Source organism: Saccharibacillus sp. CPCC 101409, from assembly GCF_030518235.1.
GTDB lineage: Bacteria > Bacillota > Bacilli > Paenibacillales > Paenibacillaceae > Saccharibacillus.
Window position 1 is genome coordinate 505,104 of record NZ_JAULSA010000001.1, and the last position, 18,426, is coordinate 523,529.

An 18,426-nucleotide genomic window follows, 5' to 3' on the forward strand; every position below is an offset into this window, starting at 1 on the left:
TCCAAGGCCGCAGGCCGGAAAGGAGGAAAGCCGTGGACATTTATCTGTTCTACGGAAAGAAAAAAAGTTTTCGTTTTCCCGTCAACCCGGAAGAAATTCATTTTTCGCGTTCCAAGGGCTACGAGACGGTCAATATGCTTCAGCACGGAGAGTTCGATTTTGCGCAGGGAGACAAGATCAAGGAGATCACGTTTTCTTCCTTTTTCCCGAAAGAATACGATCCTTCTTACTGCCGGTTCCGCAAAATTCCCGATCCGATGGCGGCGGTGAATGTGCTGAACCGGTTTCTCGTATCCGCCGAACCGATCCGGCTCGTCATCTCGCATACCGGCATCAACGTTCCGGTGTACCTGATCACGTACAACAGCTCGTTTCGCGGAGGAGAGCCGGGCGATATCTACTTCGAACTGACGTTCCGTACCTGGCGGGACGCGAAGCTGCAAGCGAAAAGCAGCGCGGGCGGCAAAGCAGGCAAAACGAGGACCGATCTGAAAACGACGAGCAAAACGTATGTGGTAAAAAGCGGTGATTCCCTGTCGAAGATTGCCAAGTTGGAACTGGGTTCCAGCGCCAAATGGAACGATATCTACTCGCTCAACAAAAGCGTAATCGGCGGCAATCCGAACTCGATCAAACCGGGACAAAAGCTGGTGATGCCGTCATGAGTTACAAAGTGATCGTGCAGGGCGGCACCGATATTACGCCGATGGTCGAAACGATCAGTATGCGCGATGCGCTGGATCAAATTGCTTATCAGGCGAGCATCCGTCTGGCGGTTTCTTCGACGCAGTCCGTGCCTGTACTGACGCCCGGGACAGATATTCGCGTGAGTGGTTTGCCTTTTGGCAAGAACGAGTGGGTCCCACTCTTGAATCCCGGCGTGATCTGGGAAGCGGAAAGTACCAACAGCGGTACCAAACGCATCTCGCTCACCGTTTACGACCGAATGATTTATTTGGAAAAATCCGAAGACGAATATCTGTTTCCCAAAGACCAGACGGCGACCCAGCGTTTGCAAAAGTACGCCAAAGACTGGGGGATTCGCCTCGCGGACGATCCGACGGATACGAAAACGAAGCTGGGCAAAGCCGTGTACCGTTCGCAGACGATTTTCTCGATGCTGTTTGCGGATTTGAAAGAAACGTCAAAGTCGGGCGGCGAGATGTATCATCCGCGCATGACCAATCGCGGTCTGGAACTGTTCAAGCTCGGCAGCAATACGAAGGTGCACGAGCTGGACCGGCTGATCGACGTCGCGCAGATGCGTACGCTGGAAGGAGCCGTCACGAAAGTCAAAGTGCTGGCCGACGCCGAATCTTCCAGCGGAAAAGAGGTCCCGTCCAAGATCCTGACCGTCGAGGAAAAAGGAACGAAAGAACTCGGCACGCTGCAAAAAGTCGTTTCCGACGATCAGGTCAAAAGTGCGAAAGCCGCAAAAAAGCTGGCGGAAAGTTACCTGACCGGCATTCAGGAGACGTTTACGGTGACGGCGCCCGACATCAATACGATTCGGGCCGGCGACGCGGTGCGTCTTGGCGGGATGAAGCTGCTGGTCACATCGGCCAGTCACGATCTCGGCAATCCCGGCACAATGACGCTGGAGCTGGCGACCGAAGAGTCGGTCAAAAGGAGGTTTTATCTTGACTAAAGATCCGTATGGACAATTTGCCGATATGATGAGCTCCGCAATGAAGGGGCATACCCGGCAGATGGCGAGCGGCCTGGGCGGCGTGCTGGGCACGGTAACGGCTTCGGGCGTCAAACTGGACGACTTCAAGCATGAGATTCAGGATTATCTGCTCGCCGAGCTGCCGGGAATGCCGGAAAGCGGCGGGTTCAAGCCCGGCGACCGAGTACTGGCGATCCGGGTCAACGGCGGCAGCGATATCGTCGTATTGTGCAAGGTGGTGGGCGCGGATGGCTAATTTGTTTCCCGAAACCGCGGACTTTTACTGGGGCGAAGAGAATGCTCCGGCAGAAAACGAATCGACGGCGCCCTCGTTCGGCCGAAGCTGGAAATTCGATTACAGCAAAGGCGAGTTTGTGACGACGCCCAGCGGCCGGATCGCGGCTGCGGATGCGCGAGAAGCCTGGGTGCAGTGGTGCGAAAAAGCGATCCGTACGCCGCGCTACCGGCATGTGATCTATTCGCGCGATTACGGCAGTGAGTTGGAAGAGCTGATCGGCAGCGGTTACGACCACGCGATCGTCGAAAGCGAGATCGAGCGCATGGCCTCGGAAGCGCTGCTGGCCGACGAGCGTACGGGGAGCGTCGATCAGTTTTCTTTTGCCTGGGACGGCGACGGATGCACGTTCACCTGCCGCGTAACGAGCGTTCAGGAAGACGTTGAATTTTTGGAAAGCGAGGTGAGCTGAATTGGCTGAATTTCCTTATTATCTGCAAGAACAAACGGAAGAAGCGATTATGCAGCGGATGCTGAACCGACTGCCTGCCGATCTGGACAAGTCGGAAGGATCGTTTCTGTGGGACGCGCAGGCGCCGGCCGCATTTATGCTGTCGGAAGCGGCGCTGTGGGCACAGGAACTGCTGCGCCGCGGATTTGCGAGTACGGTTGCCAGCACCGATGCAAACTTCCGCTCGGAAGAACTGGATCTGCGCGCGGCGGAGCACGGCGTAACGCGGCGCGCTGCGACTCCGGCCGAAGGGACGGTGGCGTTTACGGGCGAACCGGGGCGAACGGTTCCGGTCGGCACGACCGTCGCTTCGCCTTCGGACGAAAGTTCCGGCGAAGCGTCGAAAGAGTATGAAACGACCGCCGCCGTTACGTTGGACGAAAGCGGTAGAGCTTCCGCGCCGATTCGCGCAATCGCCGCCGGTAGCGCGGGCAATGTTCCGCCGGGTTCGATTGCGCTGCTGTCCGATCCGGTTACCGGAGTGACGGGCGTCATCAACGCGGCGTCGGTGGTCGGCGGCTCCGACATCGAATCCGACGCCTCGCTGCTCGAACGCTTCTACGCCAAAGTTCGCAATCAGGGGACGAGCGGCAACAAAGCGCAGTATATGCAGTGGGCCGGCGAGATTCCGGGCGTGGGCGCAAGCCGGGTGATTCCGCTCTGGACAGGGCCGGGCACCGTCGGGATCTATCTGCTGGACAACGACAAACGCGCCGCAAGCGGTTCGATCGTGACGGCGGTTCAAACGTATATCGACCCGACGCAGGACGGACAGGGCGAAGGCGCGGCTCCGGCCGGTCCGGTCGTCACCGTGATGCCGGCGGAAGAAGTGCCGATCGATATCGAAGTGACGCCGACGCTTGCCAGCGGCGCGTCCGCAGCAGACGTCAAAGCGCAGATCGAAGAGGGCGTAACCGCGTATCTCAAGCAGCTTGCTTTTCAAGATCCGCTTGTCCGGTATACGCGTATCGCGGCGATCCTGCTCGATATCCCGCCGCTGATCGACTACACGGATCTCACCGTGAACGGAACCGGCGACCGGAATCTGGAGATGGAAGAGCATCAGGTGGCGGTGTTGGGGACGGTGACGGTGCATGAATGAGAAATTGGGCCAGGGCCCAGTGGAAGCGCAGGATCTGCCGGTATCTCCGAAAGGGAACGAATTATTCTCTTACCTGCCCGGCTACTACGAGAATTCGCGCATTATGCGTTCGGACGCGGAAACCAAAGGTCGGGAGATGGATCTGCTCTATGCGGCGCTGAATGAAACGCTGGGCCAGTTCTTTGTGCGTACGGCGACCTGGGGACTGGAAGTGTGGGAACGCGAGCTCGGCATTACGGTCGATCCGGCGAAGCCGGTCGAGCAGCGGCGCTCCGTCGTGGAGTCGAAGCTGCGTGGGGGCGGGAAGTTCTCGGGGAGTCTCGTCAGAAATGTGGCGGTAGCTTATGAACGCGGAGCGGTAGAAGTGACGTTTCAACCAGAGGAATACGGATTTACGATCACATTTATCGATACAATTGGCCTACCGCCGAATCTTGATGATCTGAAAGCGGCGATCGAAGCGGTTAAACCAGCGCATTTGGACGTACATTACCAGTTAAGGTATTTGAGAATTAGTGAGATTCATAATGTCCTGACCATCACGCAAATGAATCAAATCCCTTTGACGAAAATTTCCTTTAACTGATAGGAGGATAATCCATGAGTAGCGAAACAAAGAATTTGAAGCTTTTTAAAACTGATTCTGAAGTGGACAAAGATAAGATGTTCAATATTGACACGATGTTAAATGAGAACTGGGATAAGGTTGACGGGGCGATCGGCCAAATTCGAACTGATCTGGAAAACATCGATCCTACACTGCCAGATGCGAGCACGACACAAAAAGGTATTGTACAGCTTGACGATACAACTAATGGAACGAGTAAAAGTAAAGCGGCGACAGCAGACGCGGTACGGCAGGTTCGTGAATTGGCCGATACAAAGATGGATGCGGCGCGTCCATCAAATCTGCTTCCAAATAGCTCGGGGCTGCTTGGGCTGGCAGGTTGGAGAACTTCTGATATAGGTTGGAGTGGTTCAAAATCTGCTGGCGACGGAACTGCAGAGTTCGCCTATTCGGCAGCAGCAGGCGGTATATATCGAATTTTAGAGTCCAATCCAATAGTTGTTTTTTCAAATACAGTCTATAATGCGTCCGTTGCATTTTACCTGGAACAAGCTCAACCCAATGATGCTTCTTATATCGAGGTTATTCGTGTTGATACAGGGGCTATTTTGGGTTCTGTAGGAGCACGCTCAGGAGACAATTGGACGCGGCGAGGATTTGATTTCACTGTGCCGGCTAGTGTAACTTCAATCCGCTTCCGACTCGTTATTGCTGTAAATGCTACGGCTTCTTACAAAGGATTCCGTCAAGCGCAGCTCACTATTTATGGAGGAATGAAAGTTTGGAACGACGATTCTGATATTTACGCACACGTTACAGATTCTGCAGCTCACATCCATTGGGGTGGAAATTCGACTGGAGACGGAACAAATAATACGGGCGCATCCTATATTGTCAGTGCGCCGCTTGCTCCGGTATCAGGCGATTTGCCAGAGGGTTTCACAATATCGTTTATTCCCAATGTTGTAAACGGCGGAGGTGATCCGCTGTTGCGGGTCAATAACTGCACAACTTACGCATTACGAAGAAATGCGACTACGCAATTCGCATTTCAAGCCTTAAAATCTGGAACGGTTTATACATTCGTCAAGGTGGGCAACTATTTTTTAGCACGTAGCGCCCCGCCGGTAGGTAATGCGACGGCGGCGCAGGTATTGCAAGGCGTGAAATTTAGTTCGGAGGCTGTTCCAGACGGCGGAACGGGCGGTCTTACCCTCGTTAAAGGTGCTCTAACCCATTCTTCTGTGCGAAAAGAGAGCGGTGCGTATCTTCCATTTTCTGTTCTGCCGGCCGGATTGAGTCGTTTTATTATTTTCACCGCTAATAATACAATCAATTTTTATGCTACAGCAAGCTCAACTCGCTATAATGCGATTTATATAAAAAATGGTAATAGTTACTTTGATATTGGACTTGATCTTAGCGGATACATCCAAGTCAGCTTTTTCGAAATAGACTTGATGTCCTTGAGCGCAAAATTAGGTTATACCATTTCTCCCAGCGCCTCCGCAATTGCGAACTATGATCTGCGAAATTTGGATTTAAGTAAAACTTTGGAATTTGGATTTCATAATTTTTTTGGAAGTAATGGCGACATTGGAGACACACGGAATTTCAATGCGAAAATGGTATACAGTTAAAGGGGGAACAAAATGAGCCGAAAACTTGTTTCTTGGTATGAGAGGAACGGGACTGCGGCCAGAATTGGGCAAATTATAAATCCCTGGCTGATATCGAAATCTACAGTCCAGATGGTCTTTACTTGGATGATTCCGAAATGCCGGAACCCGAAGAACGAGAAGGCTACTACTGGATTCGTATGATTCTGCTTGAAGGAGAAGCTGCGTCGAAAATTTATTACACATACGAACCAATCCAGCCACAGCCGCCGTCCGAAATCGATCTGCTGCGCGAGAAAGTCGAAACCCTCGAAGCCGCGGATCTCGACAACAAGGAAATGATTTACGGCCTTGCTGCGTTACTGATGGGCGAATAACATGAGCGCCCGAATCCAAGCCGCCGTATTCCGATTCGGAATTTGGCTTGCTATGCAGGTAGGTGAAACGCTCATGACTGAAAAACTGAAACGCCAACTCGCTGTCAGTGCAGTGCTGCTGATCGCCACCGGCCGCCTGCAACTGGAAGACGTACTGCCGTCGATCCGGTCGATCGTCGATGAAATCCTGGCCGAAACGCCGGCCGCACAGTAAACCGCATCCATCTGGATCGCGGTTATTTTTATGCCCTCGGGACTCCCGGGGGCTCTTATTTTTAAGGACGGGAGATAGAGAGGATGGGGGAACAACTAATCAAAGGAGCCGTCGCAGCCTTCGGGGCTGTGGTCGGCTACCTATTTGGAGGGTGGAATATGCTGATCAATTTGTTGGTGATCCTGGTTGTTCTTGATTGGCTGACCGGGTGGGCGGCGGCTTGGGTGCGCGGGGAGCTGCGAAGTCGCATTGGGTTTGAAGGAATCGTTAGAAAAGTCGCGATCTTCGTGGTCATGGCGATTGCGCATTTGGTGGATAACGTACTTGGCGATCTGCATCTCTTCCGGGATGCGGTCGTCTTTTTTTATCTCGCGAACGAACTGCTCTCCGTTATCGAAAACCTTGGTAAGATCGGCGTGCCGATGCCGCCGGTGATCCGGGACGCGGTTCGTATTTTTGAATCGAAGTCCAGACCGGCCGAGAATCCGCAGCTTATCCCCGAAGCGCAGCCGGAGCTGGTCAAAGAAGAAAAGGCCGCCGAAGTCGAGACAACGGCGGGCGAAGATCCAACGACGGAAGGAAACAAAACTGCATAGATAACTTAGAGAGGATGAAAGCAAGTGAACCTCACCCAATACCCCATCGAGCGCCGCTACATCGCCAAGCGCTCGAACACAAGGCCCGGCCTCCGGTTGACTACCGGAGCGCCGGCTTTTTTTGTCGCGCACGATACGGGGAATCCGGGAGCGGGGGCGGATAGTCATTTCAAATATTTCAACGCCCTGACCGACCGCTCCGCTTCGGCGCATACGTTTATCGACGACAAGAAGATTCTGGAGATCGTTCCGGCCGGAACGGGTTCCGATCCGGCGGAGAAAGCGTGGCACGTCATTTACAATGTTACGACCGACAACGAGCGTTTCGGGTACAACGCCAACGACGCGGCTCTTGGCGTGGAGCTGTGCTACGGTGGAGGCATCGACTTCGAGCAGGCGTACAAGCGGTTCGTCTGGTACCTGGCCTACTGCTGCGGCAAATGGAACAAAGACCCGCGCCTGTTTATCCCGTCGCACAAACAGCTCGATCCGGCGCGGAAAATCGACTGCGACAATGCGCTCAAAGCGGGCGGCCGGACGCTGAAAGACCTGATCGCCGACGTCGCGTCGGAGTTGAACGCCGCTGCGACTGTCCCGAATGCGGAAGCAAAACTGCCCGCCTCCGGCTCCGCTCCCGCTTCGGGCGGCAGAAACGCGGCGGGGACCGTCGGAGCCGGCGCGCCTTCCGCTCCGGCGCAGACCGACTTCACCCCGCTGCCCGCGGACATGGCGCTGGCGCTGGTGTCCGAATACGTGCGGCCGGCCTGGGCGCAGGCGCGCGCCGCGGGCAAACAGCCGGAAGCGGAACATTTTCACCGGCTGGCCGTCAATCTGCGTTCGGCGGCGGGCATCGACGATGCCGGGCAGAAGCTCCCGGCGGCTGTCAAGCTGCACAAGTCCAACGTACAGGAACTGGTTTTCCGCTGGCTGTCCCCGGCGTGGTACAAAGCGAAAGCGGACGGGGACTCGTCTGCGGCTGCCTCCGCGCACGAGCGGGCCAACCGGCTTCGCCTCGCGGCGGGACTTCCGCAGGAATAGCTCGTACTCGCACTTAAAAACTCGCATTCAACATTCGAACGCAGGCTCCCTGCTCCCGCTCCAGCTCCTTTCCCCGGCTCCCGGCACGTCTTCCGCAAAAGGGAAGCGTGCCGGGAGCTTTTTTTGTGCGCGGATTTTTACACAAACCGCCTCTGTGATTCTTGTCCGCGCGCCGGGTCCGCCGAATCCGTTACGCTGAACTGGGACAGACGCGGCTTGAATTTTTTCTGTAGGCGTCCCGACAGTCTTGCAATTCCGCCCCCAAAAATTTCGAGAGGTGAGCAAACATGCCGAAACCGAATCTCAAAGTTGTGCACGGCAAAGCCGGTTCCGCAGCCAAATTCAAAAAGCGCCAGGCGGCGCAAACGAAAACCCGGCAGGCCGCCGACAAACGAAATCCGATTCCGCAAACGACGCCGATCGCCGTACTCCTGCTGATCTCCCTGCACCTGTTCCTCGCTCTCGGCGCCGTCGGCGGCGGAGCCGCGCTGATCGCCGATCCGAGCGGAGAATCGATGGGTATGCCGGTATCGCTGCTGGAACGTTCCTTTTTCCCGAACTTCTTCATCCCCGGCATTCTGCTTCTGCTGCTGTTCGGCGCAGGTCCGCTGGTTGTCGCTTACGGGCTGTGGCGTCTGCCGCGCTGGCCGGCGGCCGAAGCGGTGAATCCGTATCGCCGGGAGCTGCATCCCGTTTACGCGCTGTCGCTGTACGTCGGATTCGGACAGATCGTTTGGATCGCGGTGCAAACGTACATGATGAATTCGGTGTCGCCGGTGCAGCTTTTGTATACAAGTATGGGACTTTTGATCGCAATCGCAACACTGCTGCCTTCCGTGCGTATATATTGTTTGAAAAAGGCTTGACGCCGGACAAACTTGCCTGCGGAAGCGAGTTCGATCGTGCATATTGAAAAGCCGCATTCGAAGATGTGGTGCGTATTCGTGCATCTCCGTCCTTTTTTGTTTCGAATTCGCAATTTTATCCAGCCCGCAGCCTCCGCTCTGGTATAATGAAACAAGGTCGCCAGTCCCCTTTTCAAAAGGGCGCAAAAACAGGTATAATCGACACCGACTGGTTGGATTAGATCAAGAGGGCGGGGCTGGATAGAGATGAGTTTGACGCAGCACAGGGAACACCGGCAGTATGCCGAAGACAAACACGAAGCCTCGCGGTCCGCGTTCGAGCGGGATTACTCGAGGCTGATTCATTCTCCGACGTTCCGCCGGCTGCAGGGCAAGTCGCAGGTATTCGGCGCGGGCACGGGAGACTATTACCGCACGCGGCTGACGCATTCGCTCGAAGTGGCGCAGATCGCGCGTCAGGCGGCGAAAAACCTCGTTTTTCAATATCCGGAGATCACGCTTGCGCGCGCCGACAGCCCCGGGCTGGTGCTCGATCCGGAAGTGGTGGAATGCGCGTCGATCGCGCACGACTTCGGCCATCCTCCGTTCGGGCATAAAGGCGAGGAAGTCCTGGCGGACATTCTGGAACAGCTGATCGAGGAACGGACCCGCAAAGCGCTGAGGGGCAAGAAGGAATCGGCCGAGCAGAAGCGGGAGAAACGAAACGAAATGCGCTACCGCTACGAGCATTTCGAAGGCAACGCCCATAACTTTCGGTTAATGATGTTTCTGGAGAAACGGGAAAATCTCGACGGGCTCAACCTGTCGGACGCGGTGCTGCTCGGCATCAACAAATATCCGTTCTCCGGGCTTGACAATAAAAAAGGCATGTATCGGCACGAATGGGACTACATCTCGGCGATTCGCGAAGAGTGGAAGATTCCGACGCGCAAAACGACGCTGGAAGCGCAGCTGATGGACTTATGCGACGATATCGCGTATTCCGCGCACGATCTGGAGGACGGCGTAAAAGCGGGCAAGATCGAAGTTCACGAGCATTTTATGCACGACGAAAGCATCCACCGGCTGATTATCGGGAAGATTCAGACGCTGGAGGACCGGGTATGGCAGGGGATGAGCCGCGAAGCGATCGGCATGAAGGTCGGCGAGGTGCTGGACGATTATTTGCAGGTCTGGAATATGAAATGGCCGGTCTGCGACCGCGACTTTTCCCGGACCCGCCGCGAGGTGAAGGCTTACTGGGTCAATCATTTTGTGAGCAATCTGGGCGTGATCGACGACGGAGACTGGAAAAAGGTTACGTTTGTCAAAGAAGGCGCGGAAAACGACGATCTGCTGCGGACGGTGAGCGTGCTGAAAAGCTTCGCCTGGGTCACGATGATTCGCGACCTGCGCGTGCAGCGCCTGCAAAAACGCAGCGAATGGATTATCCGGCGGCTGTGGGACGCGTTCGTCGATCCGAAAACGGCGATCTCGATCATTCCGAGCGATTGGATTCACCGCTTCGAACGCGATCAGAGACAGCCGGTGCCGGTGTGGACCTGGGAGCGCATGGTGATCGATTACATCGCCGGCATGACGGACATGTTTGCGGAAAAGATCTACAACGAACTGTACGGACTCAAAGTCGGTTCCATTTACGATATCGATTAGGCGCCAGACCGCATTATCCTTCCGGTAAAGACAATCGGCTTCAAGGATTATGCAGCGGGTCGGGGAAAGATCCGGCCGTCAGGGAAGGGGAAGTACACGATGACGAACATGGCATTGGGAATCCTGGATATGTCGCCGCAGCTCGGGGGGGCGACGGCGGAGGAAGCGCTGCGGCAGTCGGCGCTGCTGGCCAGAAGCGCGGAGGAGTGGGGCTACACCCGCTACTGGCTGTCCGAGCATCACGGCATGGACTCGCTGGCCTGCACGGCGCCGGAAGTCATGCTGGCGCATATCGGCGCGCAGACGCAGCGGATACGCATCGGCGCGGGCGCCGTGCTGCTGCCGCATTACAGCCCGCTCAAAGTCGCGGAATGCTTTAATCTGCTGTCCGCCCTTTATCCGGGGCGGATCGATCTCGGCGTCGGACGCGCGCCGGGCGGGGACGCGCATACGACGATGGCGCTCAGCGGCAACTTTCTCGCCCATGTCGGCGAGATGCCGGGCAAAGTGCGGGAGCTGTGCCAGCTCATGGACGGCAGCTACCGTTACGACGGGGAACCGGTGCGCGCAAGACCGCAGCCGGCGGAGCCGCCCGAGCTGTGGATGCTCGGCACGAACACCAAAAGCGCGGATATGGCCGCTTCCTGCGGCGCGTATTACGCGTTCGGGCAGTTTATGAGTTCGAGCGACGGCCCGGAGATCGTGCAGACGTATCGCGATGCGTTTCAGCCTTCGGAGCAGCGCGAGCGGCCGCACGTGATGGTCGCGGTGCACGCGATCTGCGCGGAGACCGACAGCGAAGCGCTGACGCTGGCCGAGAAATTCCGCGCCCAGTTCCCGGATTCGCCGGTCGGCCGTCCGGATCTCAAAGGCACGGACGACCGCCTGACGCTGATCGTCGGCAATGTGCAGCGGGTCCGCGAGAGGCTGCACGAGATCCGCGACGCTTACGAAGCCGACGAGATCATGATCGTGTGTCCGGCGATCGGCTACGCGGAACGCCTGGAGTCGTTCCGCCTGACCGCAGTTGCGGCGGGCATCGCGGAGTAAGCGCGGCCAACAAACCAACAAACCGTTCAAATTAAGGATTCCCCGGCGGAGACGGCCGGAGCCTTTTCGGGAAAAGCGCATGCGCGGCTTTCCCGGAAGGCTCGCGGCCGCTCCGTTTTTTTGCTGCCGAACAGGCCGGATTCTTACTATCCGGCCTGTTCGGTACGGCCTCAGGACCGCCGCGCTTTATCCGCGCAGCGCAGCAGCAGTGCGACGCCTTCGGCGATCAGGCGCTCGCTGAGCAGCGAGTAGCTGAGCCGAATCCGGTTGTCGCTGCGGCCCGACGGATCGAAGAACGAGCCGGGCACGAACGATACCGTTTCCGGCTTGGCATCCGGCGCGCCGGCCGGAGACGGGCCGCCCGCCAGCGAGTCGGCCAGCAGCCGCCGCGGGGAAAGTCCCGGCGGAAGCTCGATCCACAGATTCAGCCCGCCTTTGGGCGTTTCCCAGCGCCAGCCGGAACCGCGGAGCGCTCGCTCCATCGCTTCCTTGCGCAGCAGCAGCGCCGTGCGCAGCTTGTGCAGATGCTGCCGCGAACGTTCCGAGCGGAAGTGATGCACGAACACTTTCTGGTTCAGCAGCGGCGTGCCGCCTCCGCTGCGGGCTTTGGCTTCCAGCAGTTTGCGCATCAGATGCGCGGGAGCGGCCGCGCAGCCGACGCGCAGGCCGGGAAATATATATTTGCTGAAGCTGCGCAGATAGATCGTATGGCCGGACGTATCGTAGGCGTAGATCGGCAGAGGAGGAGGCGGGCCGAAATAAATATCCCGGAACGGATCGTCTTCGAGCAGGATGCAGTCGTACCGCTCCGCCAGATCGGCGAGCCGTTTGCGCTGTTCGGGCGGCAAGCAGTAGCCCGTCGGGTTGTGATAAGTGGGATTCAGGTAGAACAGGACCGGCCGGTACTGCCTCATCAGCTGTTCCAGCTCGTCCAGGCGATAACCGTCCGGATAGATATCCACCGGCACGATCCGCGCGCTGCGGTGCTCGAAGATCTCGATCGCCGCGCTGTAGCTCGGGCGTTCGATCAGCACGGCGTCGCCGGGACGCACCAGCGCTTCCGCGGCCAGATGAATGCCCTGCTGGGCGCCGCCGATGACCAGCAGCTCTTCGGGTTCCGGCGCGAAGCCGCAGTCCTCCTCCAGGTAACGGCCGATCGCTCCGATCAGCTCGTCGTCGCCGCGCAGCGGCGCGTAGGTGCCGAGCACGCGCGGATAAAGATCGAACACGTGCTTGGCCTGCTCCGCCAGATAGGAATTGGGCAGCAGCAGGGGATCGATCTGCGCCTGGGACAGCTGGTATCGGCAGTCCCGGCTGTGCAGTTCGCCGAGCAGAGAGGGCAGCTCCGGTTCGCCCGGGGCCGCGCCATATCCGGTGACGCCGGTGCCGGTCTCCGCGGCGCGTCCGCCTGCCGCAAAGCCGCCTCCCCGCGAGCGGCCGTCGGCGCTGGCAAAAGCGGCCGCGTCATAATACCCCGATTTCTCCCGCGCTTCGATCAAGCCTTCGTTTTTGAGCCGGGTGTAGGCTTTGAGCACGGTCAGGCGGTGCAAACCGGTTTCTTCGGACATGCGCCGGATCGAAGGCAGCTTCTCCCCGCCGGACCATTCGCCGCGCGCGAGTCTTGAGCGCAGCTCGCCGGCCAGGTCGAGCGAAGAAGCGGGGCGCGTTCGCATTCCGGATACGGAGCCGGATTCGGGTTCGGTCATGGGGACAACTCTCCTTTCTGCTGCCGCTTATTGTACGCTTAAATCGTTCTTCGCGCAGCCCGATTGCTATCGTCTGTTCTGCGGCGGCGCATCTGTTCTGCGGTCTTCCTTCTACAATAAGGCAAACGAAGGAGGAGTAACAGATGATTCTACTCGGGTATTTGACGATGTGCCTGATCTTCGGCACGACTTTTCTGGCGATCAAGATCGGCGTGGAAGCCGGTCTGCCGCCGTTTCTCGGCGCGGGGCTGCGCTTCTTCGCGGCCGGTTTGCTGGTGATGGTCTGGATGTATGCCCGCCGCAGAATCAGCTTCTCGCTGCTGCTGCGGCGAGAAACGGTGTGGACCGGCTTCGGCCTGACGTTCTGCACGTTCGCGGCGCTGTACTGGGCGGAGCAGTATATCTCGTCCGGCCTGGCTTCGGTGCTGTCGGCGACGGGGCCGGCTTTTATCCTGCTGCTGCAGGCGGGCGTATCCCGCGTCCGGATTCCGAAGCTTGCGCTGACCGGCACGCTGATCGGCACGGCGGGCGTGGCGCTGCTGCTTCTGCCGGGCGCGCAGGCCGAACACGGCCGGATGTGGCTGATCGCCGGACTGGTCGTGGTCGCGGGCGAGATCGGCTATGCGAGCGGCGCGCTGCTGGCAAAGCATACGACCGCCAGGCTGCCGGACGCTTCGCCGATCGCGCTGAACGCGGCGCAGATGATGCACGGCGGCTGGATGCTGCTTCTGCTGTCGCTGCTGGCGGAACGCGGGCAGGCCGGCATCGGCGATGCGGCGTCGGCGCTGTTTTCGCTGCTGTACCTGACCCTGATCGGTTCGATGGCGGGACATTCGCTGTTCTACTGGCTCGTATCGCGCACGCATCCGGTGTTTCCGACCACATGGCTGTACGTCTCGCCGTTTATCGCGCTGGCGCTCGGCGCCAAAATATACGGCGAACCGCTGCACTGGAACGCCGCCGCGGGTTCGGTCGTCGTGCTCGCGGGCGTGCTGCTGACCAACTGGGGTTCGCTGCGTTCGCTGATCCGTGCCCGCAAAGCGGCGGCCCAGGCCAGGAACACGGCGTGAAGAACGGTTTGGAAACCGGCTCATTCCACGAGAAAGCAAGTTTGTTTGCATTCCTATTAAAAAAGCACGGCGTCCTAACCTCGAAAAGGTTGGATGTCCGTGCTTTTTTTAATACTTTTACGCCTGATTCTTATTCCGCTTCCGGGCCGTAAAGCATCCGCTCAATACCGTTTGTCCAGATCGACCAGGTTGCGCGGCAGTTCTTTGCCTTTGACGAACGCTTCCAGGTTGGCGATAAAAATCTCGGCGGCGCGCTCGTCGTAATGGTCGGTGTTGCCCGCGACGTGCGGCGTAATCACCACGTCATCGCGCTTCCACAGCGGATGGTCTTCCGGCAGCGGTTCTTGTTCGAACACGTCTAGCGCCGCGCCGGACAAACGTCCGGAGTCGAGCGCTTCGATCAGCGCATCGGTATCGACGCTCTGGCCGCGGCCCACGTTGATAAACAGCGCGCCTTTTTTGACGTAAGCCAGACTGTCTTTATTGAAGAAACGGCGCGTCTCGTCGGTCAGCGGCAGGATATTGACGATCACGTCGGCTTTGCCGAACGCTTCTTCGATCCCGTCCGTTTTGTACATCTCGTCGATATGTTCTTCCGGACGGCCGGAATGGCGCACGCCGATCGTGCGCATGCCGAACGCTTTGGCGATCTTCGCCGTCTGGCGTCCGATATGGCCGGTGCCGACGATCGCCATCGTGCGCCCGGCAATCTCGCCGTAATTTCCGTCTTTTTGCCATACGCCCTGCGCCTGACTGCGGATATTGGCGTGCAGACTGCGGGTCATGCTCAGCAAAACGGCGAAAATATGCTCGGAGATCGGGATGGCGTGCACGCCTCCGGCGGTGGTCAACCGGACGTTTTTTTCTTTCAGGCGATCCATCGGAAAATAATCGACGCCCGCGGACCACGCCTGAATCCATTTCAGGTTGTCGCTTTCCAGCGCCGCGTCTTCCATTTTACGATTCCAGCCCAGCAAAATATCCGCTTCCTTGATCTGTTCGGGGGTCACTTCCTTGATCGGCACGGTCTTGAATTCGTAGTCCGGCGCGATCTCTTGAATCTTCCGCGTTTGGTCCTCTGGCAGTTCGTACAGCGAAACGATAGTCGGCATTCGGGGCTGTTCCTCCTTTGGGTCTGTGAAGATTACTCTTTTTTATTCTAGCAAAGTTCGGCGTATAAATCTTCCCGCGGCGGCTTGGACGCTAGGCACGGGGCAAAAAGCGGGTATATATCAGTAGGCAAGGGAGCGCGGAGCGCAAAAACCGACCGTCCGGCCGAATAACCTTGAAGGAGCTGCCATGATCGGAAAATATGCAATGTATACCTTCGATTTCGGGTACCGGCTGTTTGTACGCATTCGGGACGACGAAGTAACGGGAATCGGGGCCCAGCTGGCTTACTATTTGCTGCTGTCGTTTTTCCCGTTTCTTATTTTTCTGGTGACGCTGGTCGGTTATGTGGACCTGTCGATTACCGAGATGCTGCGGCTGGCGAGGCAGGTGGTGCCGGGCGCGGCGATGGATATGGTGGAAGGCATCCTGAGCGAAGTGACCAAAGGAAGCAGCGCGCTGCTGTCGATCGGGATGATCGCGACGCTGTGGACCGCTTCGAGAGGCATCAACGCCGTCATCAAAGGATTGAACAAAGCGTACGACGTCGAGGAAAACCGCAAATTCTGGCAGATCCGCCTGGTGTCGCTGCTGTCTACGCTCGTACTCGGCATCGTGCTGCTGGTCAGCGTGATTCTGCTCGTGTTCGGGACGTGGATCGGCGATCAGATCGATCGTTTGCTTCATTACCCGCCGGGCTTCCAGAGTGTATGGGGGCCGCTTCAGTACAGTATTCCGCTCGTGGTGCTGATCGCGGTGTTCACCGCCCTGTACTGGATCGCGCCGAACCGGCAGGTCCGTATCCGCGAAGCGCTTCCCGGCGCGATCTTCGCGACGGTCGGCTGGCTGGTGACTTCGCTGCTGTTCTCGTTCTACGTCAACAACTTCGGGAATTTCACCAAAACGTACGGCAGTCTGGGCGGGGTGATTATCCTGCTGACCTGGCTGTATCTCAGTTCGATCATTATCATCGTCGGCGGCGAGGTCAACGCAACGCTGAAAGCCGGCAAGTCGCATGTGCGTCCGGGGCGGAAAACGACCGAGCGGGGCGTGTGAAAAAGGGTTCGCGTTCTATGGAGCGCCGGCACGGAGCGTAAGGAGGCGAGTGTATTGAGCGAAAATGAAATCGCGCGGCCGGGAGCGGGGCGATATGAGGCTGCCGGCGGAGCGGAGCGAGTGACGAAAACGGACCGGTATGAGTTCGCCGGCGGAGCGGATCTAAAGGAGGAAACGGACCGGCGCGAGCCTGCCGGGGGAGACGACGAAGCGGAAAAGGCGAATCGGCGCAAGCCTGCCGGGGGAGACGACGAAGCGAAGAAGGCGAACCGGCGCAAGCCTGCCGGGGGAGACGACAAAGCGGAGAAGGCGAACCGGCGCAAGCCTGCCGGAGGAGACGACGAAGCGGATGAAGGAGGCCGGCAGGAATCGGCCGGCGGAGAGCTGCGGGGGCAGGGCGAAGAAGCGCAGCGGATCTTCGCCGCCGTGCCGGTGGAAGGCCCGGCGGCGCTGCTATTTGCCGCCTGGGCGCGCGAAGCGGCGGGCGAGGAAGCTTTTCGGCGCTGGACGGATGCGCGCGATTATCACTTGACGTTGAAGTTCCTGGGCGATGTGGAGCCCGAACGCATTCCGGCGATCGCGCAGGCGCTGCGCGAAGCCCTGGCTCCGCAGGAGCCGTTCGCGCTGTCGCTGGACGGCGCGGGCACATTCGGGCTGCCGGACGCGCCGCGCGTGCTGTACGCGGAGCCGGCCGAAGGCATGGAGCCGCTCGCGCGCCTGGCCGCGGCGGCCGAAGCGGCGCTTGCGCCGCTGGGCTTTGCGCCGGAGAAGCGCAGCTTCCGCGCGCATATGACGCTGGCCCGCAAATATGCGGGCCGGAGGCCGTTCGCGCCGGACGTGCTGGCCGGCGCGCCGAAGAGCCCGGTCGGAATGATCGACCGGGCGGTACTGTACCGGACGCATATGCACCGGCGTCCGATGTACGAGCGCATTGCGGAATTTCCGCTGCGGGGCGGCAAAGCCGCGGGCGAATCGGCAGGCCGGACCTGACGGCCGGCCGTACGGCATGAGCCGTCCGGTTCGACGGCGGCCGGGCAAAGCGGGCTGCGGCGGCTGTCAGCGCTGCCGGGCGGCCATGCGGCCGGCGTAAACGCCCGATTGATTCAAACCGGAGCGCACACTTATCCTTCCGCCCGAAGCTTTGCGATTTGGACTCCCGGCTGCAAACCCGTCGGGAGTTCAACGCTTACTGCGGCAGAACCGGCACGCAGATTTCGCATTCATGGCGGAGCAGCAGTTCGCCGCTGTAGCGTTCCAAAGCCGGCTTATCGTCTATGCGATAGCCGGCTTTTTGCAAAGCGGGAACGATTTCTTCCCAGGCTTTTTGCACCGCTTCGGCAGTGTGCGGGATACGGCGGATCGCGTACAAACCGCCGTCAAAACGTCCGTCGAGCATCGGCGGATCGATCGGGAAGGCTTCATCTACGCCGATGCAGGCGTCGTACCGGCAGTGCTCGGGCGGAACTTTTCGCGGGTCGTCCTGCGAAATCCCGAGCAGCACCGCGGCACGGGTAAGCAGCCCGTTTTCCCGCGCCCATTCTTTGATCCGTTCCATCGTTTCCAGATTGCCCGGTCCGTAAGGTCCCGTCCGGTGTGCATAAGCGATACGCAGTTCCGGCAAATATTGAATAAATTCATCCATTTGTTTTCTCCCTTTCCGCAGCCCGACCGCGCCGCTGATTTGAATGTAATCGACTATAAAATAATATTCACTAAATACTTTTAAAATATTGGGATTCTTTTTCGCTTATTAATAGGAAGAGAATGGATGAATAGCGCGCATAATCGAGGTTCGAACAGACAGGACGCAGCTGAAATGCGAAATTCCATCTTATCGGCTCGAAAACTTCTCGCAATCGCGAATAGGATGCAGGAATCCACTTTAAAAGCCCGGTTTTGAGTGTTGAAGTGTGTTTTGAAGAAATAAGATGTAGATTTGCACTTCAATCGGAAAAGGAAAGCAATCGGAAAGAATAAAGTGGATTT

Annotated in this window: 20 protein-coding genes; 17 read left to right on the top strand and 3 right to left on the bottom strand. The window is 58.2% G+C overall.

Features of this window, described 5'->3' with window-relative positions:
• Nucleotides 1-32 precede the first annotated feature (32 nt).
• From QWJ34_RS02090 to QWJ34_RS02155, 14 genes are all read left to right on the top strand, one after another.
• The gene (locus QWJ34_RS02090; protein ID WP_302725390.1) at nt 33-665 is read left to right on the top strand and encodes a LysM peptidoglycan-binding domain-containing protein; all 633 of its coding nucleotides are present in this window, start codon (nt 33-35) and stop codon (nt 663-665) included.
• On the top strand, nt 662-1,648 hold the full coding sequence (locus QWJ34_RS02095; protein WP_302725391.1) for an XkdQ/YqbQ family protein: 987 nt from the start codon (nt 662-664) through the stop codon (nt 1,646-1,648). The genes QWJ34_RS02090 and QWJ34_RS02095 overlap by 4 nt, the downstream gene beginning before the upstream one ends.
• Nucleotides 1,641-1,925, top strand: a complete 285-nt coding sequence (locus QWJ34_RS02100) for a hypothetical protein (RefSeq protein WP_483314230.1) — start codon at nt 1,641-1,643, stop codon at nt 1,923-1,925. Before QWJ34_RS02095 ends, QWJ34_RS02100 begins: the two co-directional genes overlap by 8 nt.
• Entirely contained in the window at nt 1,918-2,376 is a 459-nt protein-coding gene (locus QWJ34_RS02105; protein ID WP_302725392.1) for a DUF2634 domain-containing protein, read from the top strand. The genes QWJ34_RS02100 and QWJ34_RS02105 overlap by 8 nt, the downstream gene beginning before the upstream one ends.
• A gap of 1 nt (nt 2,377) precedes the next feature.
• Nucleotides 2,378-3,517, top strand: a complete 1,140-nt coding sequence (locus QWJ34_RS02110; RefSeq protein WP_302725393.1) for a baseplate J/gp47 family protein — start codon at nt 2,378-2,380, stop codon at nt 3,515-3,517.
• Entirely contained in the window at nt 3,510-4,103 is a 594-nt protein-coding gene (locus QWJ34_RS02115; protein ID WP_302725394.1) for a putative phage tail protein, read from the top strand. Before QWJ34_RS02110 ends, QWJ34_RS02115 begins: the two co-directional genes overlap by 8 nt.
• A gap of 14 nt (nt 4,104-4,117) precedes the next feature.
• Nucleotides 4,118-5,725 (top strand): phage tail protein, encoded by a 1,608-nt coding sequence (locus QWJ34_RS02120; RefSeq protein WP_302725395.1) that lies wholly within the window; start codon nt 4,118-4,120, stop codon nt 5,723-5,725.
• Between the two features lie 122 nt (nt 5,726-5,847).
• Complete coding sequence (locus QWJ34_RS02125) at nt 5,848-6,081, top strand: hypothetical protein (protein ID WP_302725396.1); 234 nt, start codon at nt 5,848-5,850, stop codon at nt 6,079-6,081.
• Between the two features lie 73 nt (nt 6,082-6,154).
• Nucleotides 6,155-6,295, top strand: coding sequence for a hypothetical protein (locus QWJ34_RS02130; protein WP_302725397.1), 141 nt, complete (start codon nt 6,155-6,157; stop codon nt 6,293-6,295).
• Between the two features lie 83 nt (nt 6,296-6,378).
• Complete coding sequence (locus QWJ34_RS02135) at nt 6,379-6,891, top strand: phage holin family protein (protein ID WP_302725398.1); 513 nt, start codon at nt 6,379-6,381, stop codon at nt 6,889-6,891.
• 24 nt (nt 6,892-6,915) lie between these two features.
• Complete coding sequence (locus tag QWJ34_RS02140) at nt 6,916-7,929, top strand: peptidoglycan recognition protein family protein (protein WP_302725399.1); 1,014 nt, start codon at nt 6,916-6,918, stop codon at nt 7,927-7,929.
• 287 nt (nt 7,930-8,216) lie between these two features.
• Nucleotides 8,217-8,795, top strand: coding sequence for a hypothetical protein (locus tag QWJ34_RS02145; protein ID WP_302725400.1), 579 nt, complete (start codon nt 8,217-8,219; stop codon nt 8,793-8,795).
• A 246-nt stretch (nt 8,796-9,041) separates the two neighbouring features.
• Nucleotides 9,042-10,448, top strand: a complete 1,407-nt coding sequence (locus tag QWJ34_RS02150; RefSeq protein ID WP_302725401.1) for a deoxyguanosinetriphosphate triphosphohydrolase family protein — start codon at nt 9,042-9,044, stop codon at nt 10,446-10,448.
• A gap of 99 nt (nt 10,449-10,547) precedes the next feature.
• Entirely contained in the window at nt 10,548-11,498 is a 951-nt protein-coding gene (locus QWJ34_RS02155) for an LLM class flavin-dependent oxidoreductase (RefSeq protein WP_302725402.1), read from the top strand.
• Nucleotides 11,499-11,668: 170 nt separating this feature from the next.
• Here QWJ34_RS02155 and QWJ34_RS02160 read toward each other — a convergent pair whose 3' ends face one another.
• Entirely contained in the window at nt 11,669-13,204 is a 1,536-nt protein-coding gene (locus QWJ34_RS02160) for an aminotransferase-like domain-containing protein (RefSeq protein ID WP_302725403.1), read from the bottom strand.
• 143 nt (nt 13,205-13,347) lie between these two features.
• Between QWJ34_RS02160 and QWJ34_RS02165 the strand changes: the two genes are divergently transcribed.
• Nucleotides 13,348-14,274: a DMT family transporter gene (locus QWJ34_RS02165; RefSeq protein ID WP_302725404.1), complete on the top strand. Its 927-nt coding sequence runs from the start codon at nt 13,348-13,350 to the stop codon at nt 14,272-14,274.
• A 161-nt stretch (nt 14,275-14,435) separates the two neighbouring features.
• Here QWJ34_RS02165 and QWJ34_RS02170 read toward each other — a convergent pair whose 3' ends face one another.
• The gene (locus tag QWJ34_RS02170; protein ID WP_302725405.1) at nt 14,436-15,386 is read right to left on the bottom strand and encodes a D-2-hydroxyacid dehydrogenase; all 951 of its coding nucleotides are present in this window, start codon (nt 15,384-15,386) and stop codon (nt 14,436-14,438) included.
• 205 nt (nt 15,387-15,591) lie between these two features.
• Here QWJ34_RS02170 and QWJ34_RS02175 point away from each other — a divergent pair, with 205 nt between their 5' ends.
• Nucleotides 15,592-16,440, top strand: a complete 849-nt coding sequence (locus QWJ34_RS02175) for a YihY/virulence factor BrkB family protein (RefSeq protein ID WP_302725406.1) — start codon at nt 15,592-15,594, stop codon at nt 16,438-16,440.
• Between the two features lie 54 nt (nt 16,441-16,494).
• Complete coding sequence (thpR, locus tag QWJ34_RS02180) at nt 16,495-17,430, top strand: RNA 2',3'-cyclic phosphodiesterase (RefSeq protein WP_302725407.1); 936 nt, start codon at nt 16,495-16,497, stop codon at nt 17,428-17,430.
• 196 nt (nt 17,431-17,626) lie between these two features.
• On the opposite strand, the gene QWJ34_RS02185 is transcribed toward thpR, so the two are convergent.
• A complete protein-coding gene (locus QWJ34_RS02185) occupies nt 17,627-18,082 on the bottom strand; it encodes an AraC family transcriptional regulator (protein WP_302725408.1) in 456 nt (151 codons plus the stop codon).
• Nucleotides 18,083-18,426: the final 344 nt, after the last annotated feature.